Origin of the sequence: Stenotrophomonas sp. Bg11-02 (genome assembly GCF_002836635.1) — a bacterium.
GTDB lineage: Bacteria > Pseudomonadota > Gammaproteobacteria > Xanthomonadales > Xanthomonadaceae > Stenotrophomonas > Stenotrophomonas lacuserhaii.
In genome coordinates this window covers 20,413-41,514 of the sequence record NZ_PJAY01000044.1, presented here as the reverse complement: position 1 = coordinate 41,514, position 21,102 = coordinate 20,413, and the positions used below count along the sequence as shown (strand labels likewise).

General features: G+C 63.9%; 30 protein-coding genes. 3 read left to right on the top strand and 27 right to left on the bottom strand.

Annotated features, from left to right (window positions below; all coding sequences use genetic code 11):
* A partial coding sequence (locus CXG43_RS02870) for a malate dehydrogenase (protein WP_101098582.1) occupies window positions 1-1,004 on the bottom strand: 1,004 nt, incomplete at its 3' end.
* 124 nt (window positions 1,005-1,128) lie between these two features.
* Window positions 1,129-1,623, bottom strand: coding sequence for a peptidylprolyl isomerase (locus CXG43_RS02865; protein ID WP_101098580.1), 495 nt, complete (start codon window positions 1,621-1,623; stop codon window positions 1,129-1,131).
* Window positions 1,624-2,184: 561 nt separating this feature from the next.
* On the opposite strand from CXG43_RS02865, the gene typA reads away from it, so the two are divergent.
* Genes typA through CXG43_RS02850 form a run of 3 tightly spaced genes read left to right on the top strand, consistent with a single transcriptional unit; the run spans window position 2,185 to window position 6,157 of the window.
* Window positions 2,185-4,032 carry a translational GTPase TypA gene (gene typA, locus CXG43_RS02860; RefSeq protein ID WP_042614231.1) on the top strand — a complete coding sequence of 616 codons (1,848 nt, stop codon included), beginning with the start codon at window positions 2,185-2,187 and terminating at the stop codon, window positions 4,030-4,032.
* 8 nt (window positions 4,033-4,040) lie between these two features.
* On the top strand, window positions 4,041-4,508 hold the full coding sequence (locus CXG43_RS02855; protein WP_042614204.1) for a DUF2127 domain-containing protein: 468 nt from the start codon (window positions 4,041-4,043) through the stop codon (window positions 4,506-4,508).
* 47 nt (window positions 4,509-4,555) lie between these two features.
* Window positions 4,556-6,157, top strand: a complete 1,602-nt coding sequence (locus CXG43_RS02850; protein ID WP_101098581.1) for an amidase — start codon at window positions 4,556-4,558, stop codon at window positions 6,155-6,157.
* An 82-nt stretch (window positions 6,158-6,239) separates the two neighbouring features.
* Here CXG43_RS02850 and CXG43_RS02845 read toward each other — a convergent pair whose 3' ends face one another.
* The 25 genes from CXG43_RS02845 to rpsS form a co-directional block, all read right to left on the bottom strand.
* Window positions 6,240-7,358 (bottom strand): mechanosensitive ion channel domain-containing protein, encoded by a 1,119-nt coding sequence (locus CXG43_RS02845; RefSeq protein ID WP_101098579.1) that lies wholly within the window; start codon window positions 7,356-7,358, stop codon window positions 6,240-6,242.
* 104 nt (window positions 7,359-7,462) lie between these two features.
* Window positions 7,463-8,821 carry a 3-deoxy-7-phosphoheptulonate synthase class II gene (locus CXG43_RS02840; protein WP_101098578.1) on the bottom strand — a complete coding sequence of 453 codons (1,359 nt, stop codon included), beginning with the start codon at window positions 8,819-8,821 and terminating at the stop codon, window positions 7,463-7,465.
* A 66-nt stretch (window positions 8,822-8,887) separates the two neighbouring features.
* Entirely contained in the window at window positions 8,888-9,391 is a 504-nt protein-coding gene (locus CXG43_RS02835; protein ID WP_042614207.1) for a disulfide bond formation protein B, read from the bottom strand.
* A 152-nt stretch (window positions 9,392-9,543) separates the two neighbouring features.
* The gene (gene rplQ, locus CXG43_RS02830) at window positions 9,544-9,930 is read right to left on the bottom strand and encodes a 50S ribosomal protein L17 (RefSeq protein WP_042614208.1); all 387 of its coding nucleotides are present in this window, start codon (window positions 9,928-9,930) and stop codon (window positions 9,544-9,546) included.
* A 186-nt stretch (window positions 9,931-10,116) separates the two neighbouring features.
* The gene (gene rpoA, locus CXG43_RS02825; RefSeq protein WP_042614209.1) at window positions 10,117-11,115 is read right to left on the bottom strand and encodes a DNA-directed RNA polymerase subunit alpha; all 999 of its coding nucleotides are present in this window, start codon (window positions 11,113-11,115) and stop codon (window positions 10,117-10,119) included.
* 55 nt (window positions 11,116-11,170) lie between these two features.
* Window positions 11,171-11,800, bottom strand: coding sequence for a 30S ribosomal protein S4 (rpsD, locus tag CXG43_RS02820; RefSeq protein ID WP_042614210.1), 630 nt, complete (start codon window positions 11,798-11,800; stop codon window positions 11,171-11,173).
* Window positions 11,801-11,814: 14 nt separating this feature from the next.
* Window positions 11,815-12,204, bottom strand: a complete 390-nt coding sequence (gene rpsK / locus CXG43_RS02815; RefSeq protein WP_042614211.1) for a 30S ribosomal protein S11 — start codon at window positions 12,202-12,204, stop codon at window positions 11,815-11,817.
* An 11-nt stretch (window positions 12,205-12,215) separates the two neighbouring features.
* On the bottom strand, window positions 12,216-12,572 hold the full coding sequence (gene rpsM / locus CXG43_RS02810) for a 30S ribosomal protein S13 (RefSeq protein WP_042614233.1): 357 nt from the start codon (window positions 12,570-12,572) through the stop codon (window positions 12,216-12,218).
* Window positions 12,573-12,933: 361 nt separating this feature from the next.
* Window positions 12,934-14,301 (bottom strand): preprotein translocase subunit SecY, encoded by a 1,368-nt coding sequence (secY, locus tag CXG43_RS02805; protein ID WP_042614212.1) that lies wholly within the window; start codon window positions 14,299-14,301, stop codon window positions 12,934-12,936.
* A 7-nt stretch (window positions 14,302-14,308) separates the two neighbouring features.
* Window positions 14,309-14,752 carry a 50S ribosomal protein L15 gene (rplO, locus tag CXG43_RS02800; protein WP_042614213.1) on the bottom strand — a complete coding sequence of 148 codons (444 nt, stop codon included), beginning with the start codon at window positions 14,750-14,752 and terminating at the stop codon, window positions 14,309-14,311.
* Between the two features lie 4 nt (window positions 14,753-14,756).
* A complete protein-coding gene (gene rpmD / locus CXG43_RS02795) occupies window positions 14,757-14,948 on the bottom strand; it encodes a 50S ribosomal protein L30 (protein ID WP_042614214.1) in 192 nt (63 codons plus the stop codon).
* Window positions 14,941-15,483 (bottom strand): 30S ribosomal protein S5, encoded by a 543-nt coding sequence (gene rpsE / locus CXG43_RS02790; RefSeq protein ID WP_042614215.1) that lies wholly within the window; start codon window positions 15,481-15,483, stop codon window positions 14,941-14,943. Before rpsE ends, rpmD begins: the two co-directional genes overlap by 8 nt.
* 160 nt (window positions 15,484-15,643) lie before the next feature.
* Entirely contained in the window at window positions 15,644-16,003 is a 360-nt protein-coding gene (rplR, locus tag CXG43_RS02785) for a 50S ribosomal protein L18 (protein WP_182657547.1), read from the bottom strand.
* A gap of 80 nt (window positions 16,004-16,083) precedes the next feature.
* Complete coding sequence (gene rplF, locus CXG43_RS02780) at window positions 16,084-16,608, bottom strand: 50S ribosomal protein L6 (RefSeq protein WP_101098577.1); 525 nt, start codon at window positions 16,606-16,608, stop codon at window positions 16,084-16,086.
* A 17-nt stretch (window positions 16,609-16,625) separates the two neighbouring features.
* The gene (rpsH, locus tag CXG43_RS02775; RefSeq protein ID WP_004145387.1) at window positions 16,626-17,024 is read right to left on the bottom strand and encodes a 30S ribosomal protein S8; all 399 of its coding nucleotides are present in this window, start codon (window positions 17,022-17,024) and stop codon (window positions 16,626-16,628) included.
* Window positions 17,025-17,249: 225 nt separating this feature from the next.
* Complete coding sequence (rpsN, locus tag CXG43_RS02770) at window positions 17,250-17,555, bottom strand: 30S ribosomal protein S14 (RefSeq protein WP_042614218.1); 306 nt, start codon at window positions 17,553-17,555, stop codon at window positions 17,250-17,252.
* Window positions 17,556-17,575: 20 nt separating this feature from the next.
* Window positions 17,576-18,118, bottom strand: coding sequence for a 50S ribosomal protein L5 (gene rplE / locus CXG43_RS02765; protein WP_042614219.1), 543 nt, complete (start codon window positions 18,116-18,118; stop codon window positions 17,576-17,578).
* Between the two features lie 10 nt (window positions 18,119-18,128).
* Window positions 18,129-18,446: a 50S ribosomal protein L24 gene (gene rplX / locus CXG43_RS02760; protein WP_042614220.1), complete on the bottom strand. Its 318-nt coding sequence runs from the start codon at window positions 18,444-18,446 to the stop codon at window positions 18,129-18,131.
* A gap of 16 nt (window positions 18,447-18,462) precedes the next feature.
* Window positions 18,463-18,831 (bottom strand): 50S ribosomal protein L14, encoded by a 369-nt coding sequence (gene rplN, locus CXG43_RS02755; RefSeq protein WP_042614221.1) that lies wholly within the window; start codon window positions 18,829-18,831, stop codon window positions 18,463-18,465.
* Between the two features lie 13 nt (window positions 18,832-18,844).
* Window positions 18,845-19,114, bottom strand: coding sequence for a 30S ribosomal protein S17 (gene rpsQ, locus CXG43_RS02750; protein WP_042614222.1), 270 nt, complete (start codon window positions 19,112-19,114; stop codon window positions 18,845-18,847).
* 11 nt (window positions 19,115-19,125) lie between these two features.
* Complete coding sequence (gene rpmC / locus CXG43_RS02745) at window positions 19,126-19,311, bottom strand: 50S ribosomal protein L29 (RefSeq protein WP_101098576.1); 186 nt, start codon at window positions 19,309-19,311, stop codon at window positions 19,126-19,128.
* Entirely contained in the window at window positions 19,311-19,724 is a 414-nt protein-coding gene (gene rplP / locus CXG43_RS02740; protein WP_042614224.1) for a 50S ribosomal protein L16, read from the bottom strand. The genes rpmC and rplP overlap by 1 nt, the downstream gene beginning before the upstream one ends.
* A 5-nt stretch (window positions 19,725-19,729) precedes the next feature.
* Complete coding sequence (gene rpsC, locus CXG43_RS02735; RefSeq protein WP_042614225.1) at window positions 19,730-20,461, bottom strand: 30S ribosomal protein S3; 732 nt, start codon at window positions 20,459-20,461, stop codon at window positions 19,730-19,732.
* A 17-nt stretch (window positions 20,462-20,478) separates the two neighbouring features.
* Window positions 20,479-20,814: a 50S ribosomal protein L22 gene (rplV, locus tag CXG43_RS02730; RefSeq protein WP_017355410.1), complete on the bottom strand. Its 336-nt coding sequence runs from the start codon at window positions 20,812-20,814 to the stop codon at window positions 20,479-20,481.
* Between the two features lie 12 nt (window positions 20,815-20,826).
* Window positions 20,827-21,096 carry a 30S ribosomal protein S19 gene (gene rpsS / locus CXG43_RS02725; protein ID WP_042614226.1) on the bottom strand — a complete coding sequence of 90 codons (270 nt, stop codon included), beginning with the start codon at window positions 21,094-21,096 and terminating at the stop codon, window positions 20,827-20,829.
* Window positions 21,097-21,102: the final 6 nt, after the last annotated feature.

The following is a 21,102-nucleotide window of genomic DNA, read 5'->3' as shown; positions in this document are numbered from 1 at the left end:
GAGATGTGTATCAGCGACCGGCCCAGCAGGTGCGCTACGGCCGCACGCTCGTCTTCCAGCTCGGCCAGGGTCTTGTCGATGTACTTCTGGCTGAACTCGTCGATCGGCAGGTCCTTGACCAGGGTGTACTCGCCATTTTCGGTGGTGACCGGGAAGCCGAAGATCACGCCTTCCGGAATGCCGTAGGAACCGTCGGACGGCACGCCCATGGTCAGCCACTTGCCGTTGCTGCCCAGCACCCAGTCACGGACGTGGTCGATGGCGGCGTTGGCAGCCGACGCGGCCGAGGACGAACCGCGGGCTTCGATGATCGCCGCCCCGCGCTTGCCCACGGTCGGGATGAAGGTGCCGGCGTTCCAGTCCTGGTCGTTGATGGCCTCGGCGATGGACGCGCCATCCGCGGTGGCGAAGCGGTAATCCGGGTACATGGTCGGGCTGTGGTTGCCCCACACGACCAGCTTTTCCATGCCGGCGACCGGCTTGCCCAGCTTGGTCGACAGCTGGCTCAGCGCGCGGTTGTGGTCCAGGCGCAGCATGGCGGTGAAGTTGCGCGGGTTCAGGTCCGGCGCCGACTTCATCGCGATGTAGGCATTGGTGTTGGCCGGATTGCCGACCACCAGCACCTTGACGTCACGCTTGGCGACCTTGTTCAGCGCCGCGCCCTGGGCGGTGAAGATCTCTGCGTTGGCCTGCAGCAGATCGGCGCGCTCCATGCCCGGGCCGCGCGGACGGGCGCCGACCAGCAGGGCCACGTCGACGTCCTTGAAGGCCACTTCGGCGTTGTCGGTCCCGACGATGCCGGCCAGCAGCGGGAAGGCGCAGTCTTCCAGTTCCATGATCACGCCCTTCAGCGCGGCCTGGGCCTTTTCCATCGGCAGCTCAAGCAGCTGCAGGATGACCGGCTGGTCCTTGCCGAGCATCTCGCCGGAGGCGATGCGGAACAGCAGGGCATAGCCGATCTGGCCGGCAGCGCCGGTCACGGCAACACGAACGGGTGCTTTCATGGGGATTTCCTCTGCTAAGAAGCTAAGTAGCGATGTGGGAGACGGCCGCGCGGGCGGAGACAGGCCTGGCAGGGCGGCCGGAACATGAAAACGGCCCCCTTCACAGGGGGCCGTCGGGAAGGAATCAGGCGCTGGGAATGAGCTTGTTCCATTCCGCCACGCGCTCGGCCTGGGCGGCCAGCACGGCGTCGGTGTCGCCTTCCAGGGTGATCGAATGGATCACGTCGCCCTGCTTGACCGAATCGACGATGGCCTGGCCTTCCAGGACCTGGCCGAACACGGTGTGCTTGCCGTCCAGCCAGTCGGTCTTGATGTGGGTGATGAAGAACTGGCTGCCATTGGTGTTCGGGCCGGCGTTGGCCATCGACAGCGAACCCACCTGGTGCTTCACACCATTCTTTTCGTCTTCGAACTTGTAGCCCGGGCCGCCGGTGCCCTGGCCCTTGGGGCAGCCGCCCTGGATCATGAAGTCCGGGATCACGCGGTGGAACACCAGGCCGTCGTAGAACTTGTGCTGGACGAGGTTCACGAAGTTGGCCACGGTCAGCGGTGCCTTGTCGGCGAACAGCTCGACCTTGATCGGGCCCTGGGTGGTGTCGAAAGTGGCGATCAGGGACATGCGGATCCTCAGGAATTCGGGTTGGAAAGGTCTAGCTCCCTAGTTTACACCCGTGATGTTCAGGGCGCGGGTACGACGATCGTTGAAGGTTCTGCAGCGGTTCTGCCTTGTGTGGCGGGGTGGGAGGGGGCGGTGCGGGGCACGCCGTGAATACATCCTTGTAGGCTCGTCGCCGCATCCATGCGGCTCTAACGGCCCCGCACCGCCCCCTCCCACCCCGCCAGACAGATGGCCGCTGCTGTGGGGGAAGGAAGAGCAAGGGCAAGGGCGGTCGACCGCGGCGGGCTGCTGCCGCCGGGCACGGGGACTCCCAGGCGGGGTCGGGGCAGGCCACACAGGACTCTGTGAGGCAGGAGCCGAACTGAAGCCCCCATGGAGGGGTTCACGGCGTGTCCTGTGTGGCCTGCCCCGACCCCGGCCCACCGTGGAAACGAAGGCGCTGCGCTTCCACCTGAATGGGCATCTGCCCGCGCCTGAAACAAGGTTTTCGCGAAACGGCCAGATCGCGGTATGATGATGGACTTCTTTTTCCAAATCCGGCGCCGACTGGCCCCCTTTCGCATGTCCATCGAAAATCTTCGCAACATCGCCATCGTCGCGCACGTCGACCATGGTAAGACCACCCTGGTCGATCAGCTGCTGAAGCAGTCCGGCACCCTGTCCGAGCGCACCGTCCTCGCCGAGCGCGTGATGGACAGCAACGATCAGGAAAAGGAACGCGGCATCACCATCCTGGCCAAGAACACGGCCATCACCTGGGAAGACAAGAAGACCGGTATCAAGAACCGGATCAACATCGTCGATACCCCCGGACACGCCGACTTCGGCGGCGAAGTGGAGCGCGTGCTGTCGATGGTCGACACCGTGCTGATCCTCGTCGACGCGATGGACGGCCCGATGCCGCAGACCCGCTTCGTGACCCAGAAAGCCTTCGCGATGGGCTTCAAGCCGATCGTGGTGGTCAACAAGGTCGACCGTCCGGGCTCGCGTCCGGACTGGGTGATCGACCAGGTCTTCGACCTGTTCGACAAGCTCGGCGCCACCAATGAGCAGCTTGATTTCCCGATCGTCTACGCTTCGGCCCTGAACGGCTATGCCGGCCTGGAAGACAGCGTGCGCGACGGCGACATGACCCCGCTGTACGAAGCCATCATGCAGCACGCGCCGAAGCCGGAAGTGGATCCGGACGGCCCGTTCCAGATGCGCATCAGCCAGCTGGACTACAACAACTTCGTGGGCGTGATCGGCATCGGCCGCATCCAGCGCGGCACCCTGAAGAAGAACATGCAGGTCGCGGTGATCGACCGTGAAGGCAAGAAGCGCAACGGCAAGGTCGCCCAGGTGCTGGGCTTCCTGGGCCTGGAGCGCATCGAGCAGGACACCGCCGAAGCCGGCGACATCGTCGCCATCTCCGGCATCGCCGAGCTGACCATCTCCGACACCCTGTGCCATCCGGATACCCCGGAAGCGCTGCCGGCGCTGACCGTCGATGAACCGACGATCTCGATGACCTTCCAGGTCAACAATTCGCCGTTCGCCGGCAACAAGGACCTGTCCGGTGGCAAGTTCCTGACCAGCCGCCAGATCAAGGACCGCCTGGACCGCGAGCAGGTCCACAACGTGGCCCTGAAGGTGGAACAGCTGGAAGACGCCGACAAGTTCCTGGTCTCCGGCCGTGGCGAGCTGCACCTGTCGGTGCTGATCGAGAACATGCGTCGCGAAGGCTACGAGCTGGCCGTGTCGCGCCCGGAAGTGATCATCAAGCAGATCGACGGCCAGGCCATGGAGCCGATCGAACAGCTGGTGGTGGACATCGAAGAACAGCACCAGGGCGGCGTCATGGAAAAGCTGGGCACCCGCAAGGGCCAGCTGAAGAACATGGAGCCGGACGGCAAGGGCCGCGTGCGCCTGGAATACCAGATTCCGGCGCGTGGCCTGATCGGCTTCCAGAACGAGTTCAAGACCCTGACCCAGGGCTCGGGCCTGCTGTTCCACGTCTTCGACCATTACGGTCCGAAGGAACAGGGCAGCATCGCCAAGCGCCAGAACGGCGTGATGATCGCCAATGCGCCGGGCGCCACCCCCGCCTACTCGCTGGGACCGCTGCAGGAACGCGGCAAGCTGTTCGCTGCCGAAGGCGACAACGTGTACGAAGGCCAGCTGATCGGTATCCATTCCAAGGACAACGACCTGACCGTCAACGCGATCAAGACCAAGCCGCTGACCAACATGCGCGCTTCCGGCAAGGACGATGCGATCCAGCTGACCCCGGCGATCAAGTACTCGCTGGAGCAGGCCCTGGACTTCATCGAAGACGACGAACTGGTCGAGATCACGCCGAAGGAAATCCGCCTGCGCAAGAAGGGGCTGACCGAAAGCGATCGCAAGAAGGCCTCGCGCGGCGGCTGAGCCGACCCGTGAGCCAGACCGCTTACAACCCGGATCCGAAACGGCATCCGGGGCTGCATGTCATCGCCTTGCTCGAAACGGGCAAGGCGGTGCTTGCACTGCTGGCGGCGACCGGGCTGGAACTGCTCGGTCCGCAGCCACTACGCGATGGAATCAGTGCCCTGATCCGGCGTTTCAGCCTGGACCCGGATCACGGCGCCCTGCCCTCGCTGCTCAACATGATCAGTCCCGATGCCGTGCACCTGGCGGCGGCGGCGATGCTCGCCTACGCGGTGCTGCACCTGGTGGAAGCCTGGGGCCTGTGGCGCGCCAAGGCCTGGGCGTCGTGGCTGGGCTGCGTGTCAGCCGGCATCTACCTGCCCTTCGATGTGTACGCCATTGCCCGCCATCCCGGCTGGGCCTCCTGGACCGTGCTGGTGATCAACCTGCTGGTGGTCTACGTGCTCGCACGCGACATCCTCAAGCGCAAACCCTGACGACCCCGCGATACACTGGGCCGGTGACCAGGCCGCCCCTCATGCGCATCGTCCCGAAGCTGCCCCCCTGTTTCCGCCTGTCCACCGTGCTCGCCGCGGTGCTGTTGGCGTGCCCGGGCGGCCTGTCTGCGGCGCCACCACGAGCGCCCACGGCGCATCCCGCTGCGGCAGCCGCGGCACCTTTCGCCTATGCCGAAGCCGAAGTCGCCGACCTGCAGGCACGCATGCTGGCCGGGGAACTGACCAGCCGCACCCTCACCCGTGCCTATCTGGAGCGGATCGCCGCGCTGGACCGTGCGGGGCCGCGCCTGCGCGCGGTCATCGAGCTCAACCCGGATGCGCTGAAGGATGCCGCCCAACGCGACCAGGAGCGCCGCAGCGGCCGCCTGCGCGGCCCCCTGCATGGCATCCCGGTGCTGCTCAAGGACAACATCAACGCCGCGCCCATGAGCACCACGGCCGGTTCGCTGGCATTGGCCGGTTTCCGGCCGGACGATGCCTTCCTGGTGCGGCGCCTGCGCGAAGCCGGCGCGGTGATCCTCGGCAAAGCCAACCTGAGTGAATGGGCCAACTATCGCGGCGAGGACTCCACTTCCGGGTGGAGCGCACGCGGCGGCCAGACCCGCAACCCGTATCGACCCGGCTACAGCCCCTGCGGCTCCAGCAGTGGCAGCGCGGTGGCGGTGTCCGCTAACCTGGCCGCGGTCTCGATCGGGACCGAAACCGATGGCAGCATCGTCTGCCCGGCCGCCGTCAACGGGGTGGTCGGCCTGAAGCCCACCGTGGGCCTGGTCAGCCGGGATGGCATCATCCCGATCTCCTTCAGCCAGGATACGCCCGGCCCGATCACCCGCACGGTGGCCGACGCCGCCGCAGTGCTGACTGCCATCGCCGGACGCGATGACGCCGATCCGGCCACGGCGACGATGCCGGGACGAGCGGTATACGACTACACCGCGCGGCTGAACCCCGATGGCCTGCGCGGCGCGCGGATCGGCGTGCTGGACAGCCCACTGACCCAGCGCCCCGGCATCGACACGCTGATGCAGCACGCCCTGGACGAACTGCGCCGGGCCGGTGCAACCGTGGTGAGGGTGCCGGCGCTGGAGGAAAGCCAGTGGGCCGACGCCGAGCAGACCGTGCTGCGTTTTGAGTTCAAGGCCGGCCTGGAACGCTACCTGCGGCGCTGGAAGGCGCCGCTGCGCACACTGCCGCAGATCATCGCCTTCAATACCGAACACGCCGCCCAGGAACTGCCGCTGTTCGGCCAGGAACTGCTGGAAGCATCAGCACAGGCCGGCACGCTGGGCGATGCAGGCTATATCCAGGCGCGCAGCCAAGCGCGCCGGATGGCCGGTGAGCAGGGCATCGATGCCTTGCTGCGCGCGCACCAGCTGGACGCGCTGGTAGCGCCGACCACCGGTATCGCATGGCCCATCACCCGCAGCGGCGGCGATGCCTTTCCCGGCGGCAGTTACAGTGCCGCCGCCGTTGCCGGCTACCCCAGCCTGAGCGTGCCGATGGGCCATGTGGATGGCCTGCCGGTGGGGCTGCTGTTCATGGGCACCGCCTGGACCGAACCGCGCCTGATCGAGCTGGGGTACGCCTACGAACAGCGGACCATGGCGCGCCGCCCGCCGCCGTTATAGCCGCTGCAGGTCGGCTGGATCGTCGACATGCCGCCGAGCATGGCTCGGCGCTACCGGGCTGACGCCGCCGCGCATGGCGCGGCTAACCCACTGCGGGCTCGCCATCTTCCGCACCGGGAGAACGGACATCCGCTTCGGGCGCCGCCGCCACGCGGTGACGCGGCATGTCGGCCCCCTCTTCCATCTGCGCGCGCAGCCGCGGCAGCGCCTGCGGATGCTCACGCGCCAGGAAATCCAGCATGCGTTCACGTACCAGGCAGCGCAGGTCGAAGGCGTCGCCGGAGTTGCGCGCACTGACCAGCAGGCGTACCTGCAGGGTGTGTTCGGTGGTCTCGGTGACCTGGGTGACGCAGACCCGTCCATCCCATAGCGGGGCGTCCTTGCAGATGCGCTCAAGCTCTGCCCGTATCGCGGGAATCGGCGCGCGGTAGTCCAACCACAGGAAGGCGGTTCCCAGCAGATCGGCGCTGCGCCGGGTCCAGTTCTGGAACGGGTTTTCGATGAACCAGGTCAGCGGCACCACCATCCGTCGTTCGTCCCAGATGCGGACCACGACGTAACTGCTGCCGATCTCCTCGATGCGCCCCCACTCCCCTTCCACGATCACCACGTCGTCCAGCCGGATCGGCTGGGTCACCGCGATCTGCATGCCGGCGATCAGGTTGCCGAACACCGGCTTGGCGGCAATACCGGCGACCAGGCCGATCAGGCCTGCCGAAGCCAGCAGCGCCGAGCCGATCTTGGCCACCATCTCGAACTGCAGCAGCACCAGCGAGGCACCGAGGATGATGATGCCGCCCATCAGCACGCGGCTGAGGACGCGGGTCTGGGTCTGGATGCGACGGGCTTCGAGGTTGTCGGCAACTTCGATGGGATGGTTGCGCAGGATGGCTTTTTCACCTGCAGCGACCGCGCGTACCAGCAGCCAGATGAAGCAGGCGGTCAAGCCGATGTGTGCGACGCGCTGTGCCTGTTCCAGCCAGCCACCGCGCAGGGGCGTGGCCTCCAGCGCCGGAACCATCAGGAACAGCGGGAAGGCCAGCGCCAGCGGCGGACCCAGCATCCGGCCGATACGTGCGCGCCGCCGGTCCCTGCCGGCCAGGCGACGATACAGCGCCAGGATGACCCACGCCCCCAGCGCACCGACTGCCAGTGCAATGCCAAGCGGTACCACGTAAGCCTGCACCTGTTGCCACTGCATCACCCTTGCACCTCCACGACCACGCGAAAGGATCAGCGTGTCGCAAAGGCCATGATCGCGGTGTCAGCCGTTCGTAAACAGCGGGTCAGCGTCAGCGGTCAGGGTCAGCCTGCCTGCTTGCGCACGATCGCCATGGCGATTTCCAGCGACTGCTCGTAGTTCAGTCGCGGATCCACGCTGGATCGATACGCTCGTTCCAGGTCGCGCTCGGTGAGCTCGCGTGCGCCGCCGGTGCACTCGGTCACATCCTCGCCGGTCATCTCCAGGTGCACGCCACCCAGTCGCGTGCCCGCTGCGGCATGCAGGTCGAAGGACAGCTCCACCTCACCGCGGATATTGTCGAAGCGACGCGTCTTGTAGCCGTTGCCGGTGCTTTCGGTGTTGCCATGCATCGCATCGCAGACCCACAGCACGCGACGCCCGTCGCGCTTCACCGCATCCAGCAGCGGTGGCAGCTTGTCGGCGATCTGCGCCGCGCCCATGCGGTGGATGAAGCTCAGGCGGCCCGGCTCGTCGTCCGGGTTCAGCACGTCGATCAGGCGCAGCAACTGGTCCGGCTGCACCGACGGCCCGACCTTGATCGCGATCGGGTTGCGCACGCCACGCAGGTATTCCACGTGAGCGCCGTCCAGCGCCGCGGTGCGCATGCCGATCCACGGGTAGTGCGTGCTCAGGTTCAGCCAGCCCTGCTGGCGCGGCACCTGGCGGGTCAGGCCCTGCTCGTAGGGCAGCAGCAGCGCCTCATGCGAGGTGTAGAAGTCGACGCGCTTGAGGTTGTGCACGCGCGACCCGGAAATGGTTTCCATGAAGCCGATCGAGTCTTCGATCGAGGTCACCATCTTCTGGTACTCCACGGCCAGCGGCGAATGCCGCACCCACTCCAGGTTCCAGTATTCCGGGTGATGCAGGTCGGCGAAGCCGCCGTCGATGAGCGCGCGCACGAAGTTCATCGTCATCGCCGAATGGGCATGCGCCTGCAGCATCCGCTTCGGATCAGGCAGGCGTGCCGCTTCGGTGAAGGCCGGCGCGTTGACCACATCGCCGCGGTAGCTCGGCAAGGTCACCCCGTCGCGCGTTTCGGTATCGGCAGAACGCGGCTTGGCGTACTGGCCGGCGAAGCGCCCCACGCGGATCACCGGCTTGCGCAGGCCGTGCACCAGCACCAGGCTCATCTGCAGCAGCACCTTCAGCCGGTTGGAGATCATGCCCGACTCGCAGTCGCTGAAGTTCTCCGCGCAGTCACCGCCCTGCAGCAGGAAACGGCGCCCCTCCTGGGCGTCGGCCAGCTGCTGTTTCAGTGCGACGATCTCCCACGAGGTCACCAGCGGCGGCAGCCGCTTCAGCTCATGCAGTGCGGCATCCAGCGCCACTGGATCCGGGTAGGTGGGCATCTGCAGTGCGGTCTTGCCGCGCCAGCTGTCCGGTGACCAGTCGACGGTGGGCAGGGAATCAACGGACGACATGGCGAACTCCAGAACGTTCAGGGTAGCGCCGAGCCATGCTCGGCGGAACAACTACAGCAGGCACGATCAGCGCGTGCGGCGAAACGATACCAGCAACGCCCAGGCCGCCAGCAGAGCGAACCACGCCAGCGACCACATCGGCATCGTCAGGCCCAGGAAGGTCCAGTCGATGTTGCCGCAGTTGCCGGTGCCGGTAAGCACCGTGCGGAACACTTCGAAGGGCCCCATGGTTTCGCTGAGGAAGGCCAGCGGCGGGCCGCAGGTGGCGCCGAACTCCGGCGGGATCATCTGCACGTACACGTGCCGTGCCGCGATGCCGATCCCCACGCCGGCCGCGATGAAGGCCAGTACCCCATAGGTGACCCGGCCGGGGCGGTTGGACGGCCCGTGCAGCGCACCGATCAGGAACAGCAGGCCCAGCGCGGCGAAGGCGATGCGCTGGAAAATACACAGCGGGCACGGCTCCAGCCCCATCTGCAACTGCAGGAAGATGGCGTAGCCGAGCAGACCCGCACAGATCAGGAAACCCAGCAGGAACTGGGCGCGGAACGGCCAACGGAACGGATTCATAGGGCGACTCTAGCCAGACAGGTGCCAAGGGTAACCGACCGGCGCCGCCGTTCGAACCGCCGCGCGCCGCGCCGGTCGGAATATCGCCGCCTGCCAACGCAAAAGCCCGGCGCGAGGCCGGGCTTCTGACGGTAAATCAGGAAACGATCCGATTACTCGGCCACTTCCTCGGCAACGGCAGCCGGACGGTCGACCAGCTCGACGTAGGCCATCGGCGCATTGTCGCCGGCGCGGAAACCGCACTTCAGCAGACGCAGGTAGCCACCCGGACGCGACGCGTAACGCGGGCCGAGGATGGTGAACAGGTTGCCGACGGCTTCGTTGTCACGCAGGCGGGCGAAGGCCAGACGACGGTTGGCGACGGAGTCGACCTTGGCCAGGGTGATCAGCGGCTCGGCGACGCGGCGCAGTTCCTTGGCCTTCGGCAGGGTGGTCTTGATCAGCTCGTGCTTGAACAGCGAGGCAGCCATGTTCTTGAACATCGCTTCGCGGTGGGCGCTGGTGCGGCTGAACTTACGGCCGGATTTCTGGTGACGCATGGTGGTGATTCCTTTGCAAGATTGAGGCTTTGGGGATCGTTGTCGCCGTCATGGCGCTGAATTCGGACTGCGGATGGTCCTGGCCGCCCGTCCTGGTCGGCCTGTCCGCGGACGTTTCGTCCGTCGGTTTGTGCGAAGGCCCCACCGTCGCCGGTGGAGCCTTTCGCGGTACTGCAGAAGCAGGTATCAGCCCAGCATGCCGTGGCTGGCGACACCGGCCGGCGGCCAGTTCTCCAGCTTCATGCCGAGTGACAGGCCACGCTGGGCCAGCACTTCCTTGATTTCGGTGAGCGACTTCTTGCCCAGGTTCGGGGTCTTCAGCAGCTCCACTTCGGTCTTCTGGATCAGATCGCCGATGTAATAGATGCTTTCCGCCTTCAGGCAGTTGGCCGAACGCACGGTCAGCTCCAGGTCGTCGATCGGGCGCAGCAGCACCGGATCCACGCCGTTGTTGGCCGGCTTGGCTGCACCGCGGTCGCGGTGGGTGAAGTCACCGAACACCGACAGCTGGTCGCTGAGGATGTCGGCGGCGGTGCGCACGGCTTCTTCGGCGTCGATGGTGCCGTTGGTCTCGATATCGATGACCAGCTTGTCCAGGTCGGTACGCTGTTCGACACGTGCCGCTTCCACGGCATAGGCGACACGGCGGACCGGCGAGAACGAGGCATCCAGGACCAGGCGGCCGATGGCACGCGTTTCTTCGTCCGGACGACGACGCGCGGCAGCCGGCTGGTAGCCGAAACCACGTTCGATCTTCAGACGCATGTTGACTGCCGTATCCTTGGTCAGGTTGCAGATCACGTGGTCGCCGTTGAGGACCTCCACGTTGTGATCGACCTTGATGTCGGCAGCGGTAACGACGCCCGGACCCTGCTTGGACAGGGACAGGGTGGCGCTGTCGCCGGTATGCATACGGATGGCCACGTCCTTCAGGTTGAGCAGGACTTCAAGCACGTCCTCCTGCAGACCTTCGACCGTGGTGTACTCATGCAACACGCCGTCGATTTCGACTTCCGTGATCGCGAAGCCCGGGATGGACGACAGCAGGACGCGACGCAGGGCGTTGCCCAGCGTGTGCCCATAACCACGCTCCAAGGGTTCGATAACGACCTTGGCGCGTGTGTCGGTAAGGCGTTCGATCTGCGGGCCACGAGGACGCAGAACCTGGTTGGCGGTAACCGTCATGTTGCGGGTTCTCCTAGTGAACCCCCGGCCGTCGCCGGGGGCTCTCCAATGTGAATTACTTCGAATACAGCTCGACGATCAGCGCTTCATTGATGTCTGCAGGCAGGTCCGAACGATCCGGAACCGCCTTGAAGACGCCGGCGAACTTGCCGGAATCCACTTCAATCCACGACGGACGCATGTCGTGCGTGGCCGAAACGGTCAGGGCTTCCTGAACGCGCAGCTGCTTGGCAGCCTTTTCGGACAGTGCAACCGCGTCGCCGGCCTTGATCTGGTACGAAGCCAGGTTGACCGACTTGCCGTTGACGGTGACACCGCGGTGCGAGACCAGCTGACGCGCAGCCGGACGGGTCACAGCGAAGCCCATGCGATAGACGACGTTGTCCAGACGGGTTTCCAGCAGCTGCAGCAGGTTCTCGCCGGTGTTGCCCTTCTTGGTCGAGGCCTTCTTGTAGTAGTTGCGGAACTGACGCTCCAGCAGGCCGTAGATACGCTTGACCTTCTGCTTTTCACGCAGCTGGGTGGCGTAGTCGGACAGCTTGCCCTTGCGGGCAGTGGCGCCGTGCTGGCCGGGCTTCTGCTCCAGCTTGCACTTGGAGTCCAGCGCACGCGCCGGGCTCTTAAGGGAAAGGTCGGCGCCTTCGCGGCGGGCGAGCTTACAGGTAGGACCGATATAACGAGCCATTTCTTATCGCTCCCTTAGACGCGACGCTTCTTCGGCGGACGGCACCCGTTGTGCGGGATTGGCGTCACGTCGATGATGTTGGTGATCTTGTAACCGACGTTGTTCAGCGAACGAACGGCGGACTCACGACCCGGACCCGGGCCCTTGATGCGGACTTCCAGCGACTTCACGCCGTAGTCGAGCGCAGCACGGCCGGCCTTTTCGGCGGCAACCTGGGCAGCGAACGGAGTCGACTTGCGCGAACCGCGGAAGCCGGCGCCACCGGAGGTCGCCCACGACAGGGCATTACCCTGGCGGTCGGTGATGGTCACGATGGTGTTGTTGAAAGAAGCGTGGACGTGGGCGACGCCATCAGTGATGACGCGCTTGATCTTCTTCTTGGTCTTAGCAGCGGGCTTAGCCATTTATGTGTCCCTTACTTCCTGATCGCCTTGCGCGGACCCTTGCGGGTGCGGGCGTTGGTACGGGTACGCTGGCCACGCAGCGGGAGACCGCGACGATGACGCAGACCGCGGTAGCAGCCCAGGTCCATCAGGCGCTTGATCGCGATGCCGATTTCACGGCGCAGATCACCTTCAACGATGTACTTGCCGACTTCCGAACGCAGACGCTCGATTTCCGGCTCCGACAGATCGCGGATCTTGGTGGTCGAAGCAACGCCTGCGACTTCGCAGACCTTCTTCGAACGGGTACGGCCGATGCCGTAAATGCTTTGCAACCCGACCCAGACATGCTTCTGGGCTGGCAGGTTGACGCCTGCAATACGCGCCATGACGCGGTTCTCCAGCTGAGTGATGGCCGACAGCGCACCATGAAGGCGCGCAAATCCGGCAGGATGGATCAAAAATGTTAACCAACAAACGAACAGGTTCCGGTTTACTGGAAAGTCCGTGAAACCACGAAGGCTTCATGAACCTTGGCCCGGGGAGTGTGCCCAGGCTCCGGCGCCGGATCAGGTTGGTCGCGGCGGCAATCCCGGGGGACTGCTGCCGTGGCCGCCCGCGCTACTCCTGCGCAGGACCACCAGATCTCACCCCCACCCGGAACCGCTGCGGGGGCCGCCCTTCTTTGGATAGCCGAGTCCGCGAAGCGGAGGACCATCACATCAGGAAGACGATAGTGTAACAGGGAGATCAGCCGCGCGCAAAACCGCCGCGGTTGCCGCCCTTCAGGTTTGCCTTCTTCAGCAGGCTCTCGTACTGGTGCGACATCAGGTGCGCCTGCACCTGGGCGATGAAGTCCATCACCACCACCACCACGATCAGCAGCGAGGTGCCGCCGAAGTAGAACGAAGCATTCAGCTGCGTGCGCATCAGTTCCGGCAGCAGGCAGACGATCACCAGGTAGGCCGAACCGGCTGCGGTCAGGCGGGTCAGCACGCCGTCGATGTAATCAGCGGTCGCCTTGCCCGGACGGATGCCCGGAATCAGCGCGCCCGACTTCTTCAGGTTGTCGGCGGTTTCCTGCGAGTTGAACACCAGCGCGGTATAGAAGAACGCGAAACCGGTGATCAGGCCAGCGAACACGATCATGTGCAGCGGCTCGCCCGGGCCCAGCGCATTGGCGATCTTCTGCAGCCACTGGCCGGTGGTGCTCTGGTTGGCGGCTTGGCCGGACCACATCGCCAGCGTTGCCGGGAAGGCCAGCAGGCTGGAGGCGAAGATCGCGGGGATCACGCCGGCCATGTTGAGCTTCAGCGGCAGGAACGAGGTCTGGTTCATGTACGCGTTGCGGCCACCCTGGCGACGCGCGTAATTCACCGTGATGCGGCGCTGGCCGCGCTCGACGAACACCACGAAGAAGGTGAAGGCCAGCACCACCAGCGCGATCAGCAGCAACTGGATGAACTGGATGTTGCCATCACGGTAGGCGTCGAAGGTGTGGATGATCGCGCCCGGCAGACCGGCGACGATGCCGGCGAAGATGATCAGCGACACACCGTTGCCGATACCGCGCTCGGTGACCTGCTCGCCGACCCACATCAGGAAGATCGTACCGGCGGTCAGCGCGATGATGGCCGTGAGCACGAAGCCCATGCCCGGCGCATACACCACGGCCGCGCCACCGGGCGAGACCTGGTTCTGCAGCGCCAGCGCGATGCTGCCGCCCTGCACCACCGCCAGCAACACGGCGCCGATGCGGGAATATTGGGTGATCTTGCGGCGTCCGGATTCACCTTCCTTCTGCAGCGCCTTCAGCGCCGGGAAGATGTGGACCGCCAGCTGCATCACGATCGATGCCGAAATGTACGGCATGACGTTCAGCGCGAAGATCGAGAAACGGTGCAGGGCGCCGCCCGAGAACATGTTGAACATGTCCACGATGCCGCCGCCCTGCTGTTCCATCATGGCAAGCATGGCATCGGGATTGACGCCCGGGACCGGCACATAGCAGCCGATCCGATAGACGATCAAAGCCCCGACCACGAACAGCAGACGTTGGCGAAGTTCAGTGAACTTGCCCATTCCACCCGCGAGGTTACCGATGCCAGCTTGCGCCATGATGCTATTACTCCGTTACGCTGCCGCCGGCAGCTTCGATCGCAGCCTTGGCACCAGCCGTGGCAACGATGCCCTTCAGGGTGTACGCCTTGGTCAGTTCGCCCTTGACGACGATCTTGGCCCGCTTGGCAATGCTCGGGACCAGCTTGGCTTCACGCAGGATGGCGAAGGTGATTTCGCCGGCCGGCAGCTTGTCCAGCTGGTACAGCAGCACTTCAGCGGTGTCCTTGGCGATCGGCGAATTGAAGCCGATCTTCGGCAGACGACGCTGCATGGGGGTCTGGCCGCCTTCGAAGCCGGCCTTGATCTTGCCGCCCCCCTTACGGGCGAACGAACCCTTGTGGCCGCGGCCGCAGGTCTTGCCCAGGCCGGAGCCGATGCCACGACCGACGCGGGTGCGTGCGGTACGGGCGCCCGGTGCCGGGCTCAGGTCATTCAGATGCATGGTCATTGGATTATTCCTCAACCTTGACGAGGTAGTGAACCTTGTTGATCAGGCCGCGAACCTGCGGGCTGTCCTTCAGTTCACGCACATCGTTGAGCTTGCTCAGGCCCAGGGCGCGGACCGACAGGCGGTGCAGCGACTGGGAACCACGAAGGCCGCGCACCAGGCGCACCTTGACGGTCTTGCCGGTTTCATTAGCCATGGTTCAGATCCTCTACCTTCTTGCCGCGCTTGGCCGCGATGCGGGCCGGCGACTGCGTGGCAGCCAGGCCCTTCACGGTGGCACGCACCAGGTTGATCGGGTTGCGCGAACCGGTGGCCTTGGCCAGCACGTTCTTCACGCCGACTGCTTCCAGGACGGCACGCATGGCGCCGCCGGCGATCACGCCGGTACCTTCCGAGGCCGGCTGCATGAACACACGGGCTGCGCCGTGACCGTCCTTGACCGTGTGCCACAGGGTGCCGTTGTTCAGATCGACGGTGACCTGGTTCTTGCGAGCCTGTTCCATCGACTTCTGGATGGCGACCGGCACTTCGCGCGCCTTGCCATAACCGAAACCGACCTTGCCTTCGCCATCGCCGACCACGGTCAGTGCGGTGAAGGTGAACTGGCGACCGCCCTTGACGGTCTTGCTGACGCGGTTGACCGCGACCAGCTTCTCGATCATGCCGTCGTCGACTTTCTCTTCGCGGTTACGGTCGCGATCGCGACCCCGCTGCTGACGTTCTTCTGCCATTTCTATTCCTTGGTTGATTGGGTATGTACGGCTCAGGGCCGCTTATGGTTGTGAAGTGGTGCGTTGTTCCGTCATGTCGTTGCAGAAGAACGACAGCGTCCGGCCACCCTCTGGCCGGCGAGCAGGCGGAAAGGAGCCCGGAGGCTCCTTTCCTTGTCCCTTAGAACTGCAGGCCGGCTTCGCGGGCAGCGTCAGCCAGGGCCTTGATGCGGCCGTGGTAACGGTAACCCGAACGGTCGAAGGCAACCTTCTCGATACCAGCGGCCTTGGCGCGCTCGGCAACGATGCGACCCACCTTGGCGGCGGCTTCGGCGTTCTTGCCGCTCTTCAGGCCATCCTTGACGTCGGCCTGGGTGGTGTTGGCGGCAGCCAGCACCTTCGAGCCGTCGGCAGTGAAGACCTGCGCGTACAGGTGCTGACCGGTGCGCAGCACCGACAGACGGGCGACGCCGAGCACACGGATGTGGGCGCGGGTCGACTTGGCACGACGCAGACGGGCGATGTTCTTGTTCATGATTATTTGTCCTGGAAAGCTGAAGGTCAGGCTTCTCCCTGAGGAGTCCGCACACGGAGGTGCGGGCTCTTGCCAGGGACTCGCGCTTACGCCTTCTTGGCTTCCTTGCGAATGATGACTTCGTCGGAGTACTTCACGCCCTTGCCCTTGTACGGTTCCGGCTTGCGGAACGCACGGATCTTGGCGGCGACTTCACCGACGATCTGCTTGTCCGCGCCCTGGACCAGGATCTCGGTCTGGGTCGGGGTGGTGATGGTGATGCCTTCCGGCGCCACGTACAGCACCGGGTGCGAGAAACCGAGCGCCAGGCTCAGGTCCTTGCCCTGCATCGACGCACGGTAACCGACGCCGACCAGCTCCAGCTTGCGCTCGAAGCCTTCGGTGACGCCCTTGACCATGTTGGCCAGGATCGCGCGGACGGTACCGGTCAGCGGCACGAGGGCTGCGTCTTCGGTGCTCAGGGTGGCAACGCCGTTCTCGACATTGATTGCGATACCAGCCGGCTTGGCCAGCGACAGGGTGCCCTTCGGGCCCTTGGCGGTGACGTTGTCGTTCTGGACGTTCAGTTCGACCTTACCCAGGTCGATCGGCTTCTTGGCTACACGGGACATGTCTTACTCCTTTCGCCTTAGGCCACGAAGCACAGGACTTCGCCGCCGACGCCCAACTGGCGCGCCTGCGCATCAGTCATGATGCCCTTGGAGGTGGAAATGATGGAGATGCCCAGGCCGTTCATGACCTTCGGCAGTTCGCTCTTGCCACGGTACTGGCGCAGGCCCGAACGCGAGAAGCGCTTCAGGGTCGCGATGACCGGCTTGCCTTCGAAATACTTCAGCACGATTTCCAGCTCGGACTTGTTGTTCTCGAGCGCGGTAACGCGCAGGTCGGTGATGTAACCCTCGTCCTTCAGGACCTGGGCGATCGCAACCTTGATCTTGGACGACGGGGCTTTCACCGTCTGCTTGCCAACCGCTGCCGCATTCTTGATGCGGACCAGCAGGTCGGCGATGGGATCAGTCATGCTCATTATGAGTACCTTTGAGTGCACCGATATCCGCTTTCGCGAATTCTGTTTTTTGTTCCTGGAATGGGCCAGAACCCTGTTACTCCCCCACGACAGGCGCAGAGCGAGACGCGGGAGTATACGCCAAAAGAGCCCGACTTGCGTCGGGCTCCCTGGTTTTTTCTGGAGGGCAGCTGAACTTGCCTCCCCTGGATCCGCCCTGCCCTGTTCAGGCAAGGCGGTCAGCTGTTACCAGCTGGCCTTGCGCAGGCCCGGGACGTCACCACGCATGGTGGCTTCGCGGAGCTTGTTGCGGCCCAGGCCGAACTTGCTGTACACGCCACGCGGGCGGCCAGAAAGTTCGCAACGGTTGCGGTGGCGGCTCGGCGACGAATCGCGCGGCAGCTTCGACAACTTGGTGGAGGCTTCGATCTTCTCTTCGTAAGACGCGTCCGGGGAGGACACGATCTTCTTCAGGGCAGCGCGCTTGTCAGCGAACTTCTCAGCCAGCTTCTTCCGCTTGATGTCGCGGTTGACCATGGAGGTCTTTGCCATTTCGGATATTCCTCGACGTATCAGTTACGGAACGGGAACTTGAACGCTGCCAGCAGCGCCTTCGCTTCCGCATCGGTCTTCGCCGTGGTGGTGATGGCGATATCCATGCCGCGGATCGCGTCGACAGCGTCGAAGTCGATTTCCGGGAAGATGATCTGTTCCTTCACACCCATGTTGAAGTTGCCGCGACCGTCAAAGGAACGACCGGAAACACCACGGAAGTCGCGCACGCGCGGCAGCGAGATGTTGATCAGGCGGTCCATGAACTCGTACATCTTTTCACGGCGCAGCGTGGTCTTGCAGCCGATCGGCCAACCATCGCGGATCTTGAACGACGCAACCGACACACGCGACTTGGTGACAACCGGCTTCTGGCCGGAAATCTTGGTCATGTCGCCGACGGCGTTTTCCAGGATCTTCTTGTTGGTCGCTGCTTCACCGACACCCATGTTCAGGGTGACTTTGACCAGCTTCGGCACTTCCATCGGATTCTTGTAGCCGAACTGCTTCATCAGCGCCGGGACTACTTCTTCCTTGTAAAACTTTTCGAGACGGGTATTCATCAGCGCATCCTCAGGCGTCGAGCGCCTCACCGCTGGAGCGGAACACACGCAGTTTGCGTCCATCCTCCAGCACCTTGAAGCCAACGCGCTCGCCCTTGCCCGTTGCCGGGTTGACGACGCTTACGTTGGAGATATGGATCGACGCTTCACGCTCGACCACGCCGCCGGCAACGCCTGCCTGCGGATTCGGCTTGGTGTGGCGCTTGACGATGTTCACGTTGGCGACGACCACACGGTCGCCGTCGACGCGGACGATTTCGCCCTGCTTGCCCTTGTCCTTGCCAGCGGTGACGACAACCTGGTCGCCCTTCTTGATACGGTTAGCCATGATTATCTCCTGTCGCTCACAGCACTTCGGGAGCGAGCGAGACGATCTTCATGAACTTCTCGGAACGAAGTTCACGCGTCACCGGTCCGAAGATACGGGTGCCGATCGGCTCCTGCTTGTTGTTCAGCAGGACAGCCGCGTTGCCGTCGAAGCGGATCAGCGAACCGTCCGGACGACGAACACCCTTGCGGGTACGGACAACAACGGCGTCGTAGACTTCGCCCTTCTTGACCTTGCCGCGCGGAATCGCATCCTTCACGGTGACCTTGATGATGTCACCGATGTGGGCATAACGGCGCTTGGAACCGCCAAGCACCTTGATGCACATCAGTTCCTTGGCACCGGAGTTGTCCGCGGCGTCAAGGTAGCTCTGCATCTGGATCATGAGTCAGATCTCCTTATTCAGCCGCACGCGTGATGACTTCCACCACGCGCCAGTTCTTGGTCTTGGACATCGGAGCAATCTCGGTCACGCGGACGACATCGCCTTCGTTGCAGGCATTGTCGGCATCGTGGGCGTGCAGCTTGGTCGAGCGCTTGATGTACTTGCCGTACAGCGGGTGCTTGACCTGGCGTTCCACCAGGATGGTGACCGTCTTGTCCATCTTGTTGCTGACGACACGGCCTTCGACCGTGCGCAGCGCTTTGTTTTCAGTATTGTCGCTCATAGCGGCCATCCTTACTTGGTGCTGCCGAGCAGGGTCTTGGTGCGAGCAATCTCGCGCCGGACCCGGCGGATATCGTGAGTCTTCGGCAGCTGGCCGGTGACCTGCTGCATACGGACAGAGAACTGTTCCTTACGCAGGTCGATCAGGTGGGCCTTCAGTTCGTCAGCCGACTTTTCACGGAGTTGTTTGAGGTCCATCAGCGCACCGTCCGGGTTACGAAAGTGGTGGTGACCGAAAGCTTGGCGGCGGCCAGGCGGAACGCCTCGCGTGCCACGTCTTCGGTTACACCCTCGATTTCATAGATCATGCGGCCGGGCTGGATCTGGGCCACCCAGTATTCCACGTTGCCCTTACCCGAACCCATTCGAACTTCGATGGGCTTCTTGGTGATGGGCTTGTCGGGGAACACACGGATCCACATCTTGCCACCGCGCTTGACGTAGCGGCTGATCGAGCGGCGGGCCGCTTCGATCTGACGCGCGGTCAGCTGACCGTGGGCGGTCGCCTTCAGGCCGTACTCGCCGAAGCTGACAGCGTTGGCGCTCCAGCTCAGGCCGTCGTTACGACCCTTATGTACCTTGCGGTATTTGGTTCGCTTGGGTTGCAACATTGTCGTTACCTCGCTTCACGAGCCGGGCGCTGACGGTCACCGCGGTCGCCGCGATCGTTACGATCGTTGCGCGGGGAATCGTCCTGCTTTTCCTGGCCAACCTGGGAGAAATCGAAGACCTCGCCCTTGTAGATCCAGACCTTGATGCCGATGATGCCGTAGGTCGTCTTGGCTTCAGCGAAGCCATAGTCGATGTCGGCACGCAGCGTGTGCAGCGGCACGCGGCCTTCGCGGTACCACTCCGAACGGGCGATTTCAGCACCGTTCAAGCGGCCACCGACGTTGACCTTGATGCCCAGGGCACCGAGGCGCATCGCGTTGCCGACCGAGCGCTTCATTGCACGGCGGAACATGATGCGACGCTCAAGCTGCTGCGCGATGGACTCGGCAACCAGCTGGGCGTCCAGCTCGGGCTTGCGCACTTCGGTGACGTTGATGTGCGCCGGGACGCCCATCATCTCGCTCACTTCCTTGCGCAGCTTCTCGATGTCCTCACCGCGCTTGCCGATCACCACGCCCGGACGGGCGGTGTGGATCGTCACGCGAGCGGTCTTTGCCGGACGCTCGATCAGGATCTTGCTGATGCCGGCCTGCGCAAGCTTCTTGCGCAGCATTTCCCGCACCTTCAGGTCGGCCGCCAGGTAACCAGCGAACTCGGCCTTGTTGGCGTACCACTTGGAGTTCCAATCCTTGGAAATACCGAGGCGGATACCAATCGGATGAACTTTATGACCCATGGTCTTTTCCTTTCCGCTTACTTGCCGGCGCCCACAACCACAGTGATGTGGCTGGTGCGCTTGAGGATGCGGGTACCGCGGCCTTTCGCCCGCGCCATGAAACGCTTCAGGGTCGGACCTTCATCTACCATGATGGTCTGGACCTTCAGCTCGTCGACGTCAGCGCCCTGGTTGTTCTCGGCATTTGCAATAGCCGACTCCACCACCTTCTTGATCAGGTGGGCAGCCTTCTTGTCCGAGAACTTCAGCAGGTTGACCGCACGCTCGGCAGGCAGGCCGCGCACCTGGTCAGCGACCAGGCGTGCTTTCTGCGCAGAGATGCGTGCGGAGCGCAAAATGGCTTTCGCTTCCATTGTCATCTCTCCTTACTTGCCGGACTTCTTGTCACCACCGTGACCCTTGAAGGTCCGGGTGATGGCAAATTCGCCGAGCTTGTGGCCGACCATGTTCTCGTTGATGAGAACCGGGATGTGGTTCTTGCCGTTATGCACGGCAATGGTGACGCCTACCATGTCAGGCAGGATCATCGAACGACGCGACCAGGTCTTGATCGGACGCTTGCTACCCGCAGCGGCAGCCACCTTAGCAACCAGGTGGTGATCGACAAACGGGCCTTTCTTGAGTGAACGTGCCATGGTCGA

Excerpts from the sequence above, each read along its gene's own strand:
- CXG43_RS02865 (WP_101098580.1), bottom strand. The coding sequence starts at position 1,623 with ATGTCCCTGATCGCCACTTTCGACACCACCCAGGGCCCGATCAAGGTC.
- typA (WP_042614231.1), top strand. The coding sequence starts at position 2,185 with ATGTCCATCGAAAATCTTCGCAACATCGCCATCGTCGCGCACGTCGAC.
- CXG43_RS02845 (WP_101098579.1), bottom strand. The coding sequence starts at position 7,358 with ATGCAGTGGCAACAGGTGCAGGCTTACGTGGTACCGCTTGGCATTGCA.
- CXG43_RS02840 (WP_101098578.1), bottom strand. The coding sequence starts at position 8,821 with ATGTCGTCCGTTGATTCCCTGCCCACCGTCGACTGGTCACCGGACAGC.
- CXG43_RS02835 (WP_042614207.1), bottom strand. The coding sequence starts at position 9,391 with ATGAATCCGTTCCGTTGGCCGTTCCGCGCCCAGTTCCTGCTGGGTTTC.
- rplQ (WP_042614208.1), bottom strand. The coding sequence starts at position 9,930 with ATGCGTCACCAGAAATCCGGCCGTAAGTTCAGCCGCACCAGCGCCCAC.
- rpoA (WP_042614209.1), bottom strand. The coding sequence starts at position 11,115 with ATGACGGTTACCGCCAACCAGGTTCTGCGTCCTCGTGGCCCGCAGATC.
- rpsD (WP_042614210.1), bottom strand. The coding sequence starts at position 11,800 with ATGGCTCGTTATATCGGTCCTACCTGTAAGCTCGCCCGCCGCGAAGGC.
- rpsK (WP_042614211.1), bottom strand. The coding sequence starts at position 12,204 with ATGGCTAAGCCCGCTGCTAAGACCAAGAAGAAGATCAAGCGCGTCATC.
- rpsM (WP_042614233.1), bottom strand. The coding sequence starts at position 12,572 with ATGGCGCGTATTGCAGGCGTCAACCTGCCAGCCCAGAAGCATGTCTGG.
- secY (WP_042614212.1), bottom strand. The coding sequence starts at position 14,301 with ATGGCGCAAGCTGGCATCGGTAACCTCGCGGGTGGAATGGGCAAGTTC.
- rplO (WP_042614213.1), bottom strand. The coding sequence starts at position 14,752 with ATGACCATGCATCTGAATGACCTGAGCCCGGCACCGGGCGCCCGTACC.
- rpmD (WP_042614214.1), bottom strand. The coding sequence starts at position 14,948 with ATGGCTAATGAAACCGGCAAGACCGTCAAGGTGCGCCTGGTGCGCGGC.
- rpsE (WP_042614215.1), bottom strand. The coding sequence starts at position 15,483 with ATGGCAGAAGAACGTCAGCAGCGGGGTCGCGATCGCGACCGTAACCGC.
- rplF (WP_101098577.1), bottom strand. The coding sequence starts at position 16,608 with ATGTCCCGTGTAGCCAAGAAGCCGATCGACCTGGGTAAGGTCGAACTG.
- rpsH (WP_004145387.1), bottom strand. The coding sequence starts at position 17,024 with ATGAGCATGACTGATCCCATCGCCGACCTGCTGGTCCGCATCAAGAAT.
- rpsN (WP_042614218.1), bottom strand. The coding sequence starts at position 17,555 with ATGGCAAAGACCTCCATGGTCAACCGCGACATCAAGCGGAAGAAGCTG.
- rplE (WP_042614219.1), bottom strand. The coding sequence starts at position 18,118 with ATGAATACCCGTCTCGAAAAGTTTTACAAGGAAGAAGTAGTCCCGGCG.
- rplX (WP_042614220.1), bottom strand. The coding sequence starts at position 18,446 with ATGGCTAACCGTATCAAGAAGGGCGACCAGGTTGTCGTCACCGCTGGC.
- rplN (WP_042614221.1), bottom strand. The coding sequence starts at position 18,831 with ATGATCCAGATGCAGAGCTACCTTGACGCCGCGGACAACTCCGGTGCC.
- rpsQ (WP_042614222.1), bottom strand. The coding sequence starts at position 19,114 with ATGAGCGACAATACTGAAAACAAAGCGCTGCGCACGGTCGAAGGCCGT.
- rpmC (WP_101098576.1), bottom strand. The coding sequence starts at position 19,311 with ATGGACCTCAAACAACTCCGTGAAAAGTCGGCTGACGAACTGAAGGCC.
- rplP (WP_042614224.1), bottom strand. The coding sequence starts at position 19,724 with ATGTTGCAACCCAAGCGAACCAAATACCGCAAGGTACATAAGGGTCGT.
- rpsC (WP_042614225.1), bottom strand. The coding sequence starts at position 20,461 with ATGGGTCATAAAGTTCATCCGATTGGTATCCGCCTCGGTATTTCCAAG.
- rplV (WP_017355410.1), bottom strand. The coding sequence starts at position 20,814 with ATGGAAGCGAAAGCCATTTTGCGCTCCGCACGCATCTCTGCGCAGAAA.
- rpsS (WP_042614226.1), bottom strand. The coding sequence starts at position 21,096 with ATGGCACGTTCACTCAAGAAAGGCCCGTTTGTCGATCACCACCTGGTT.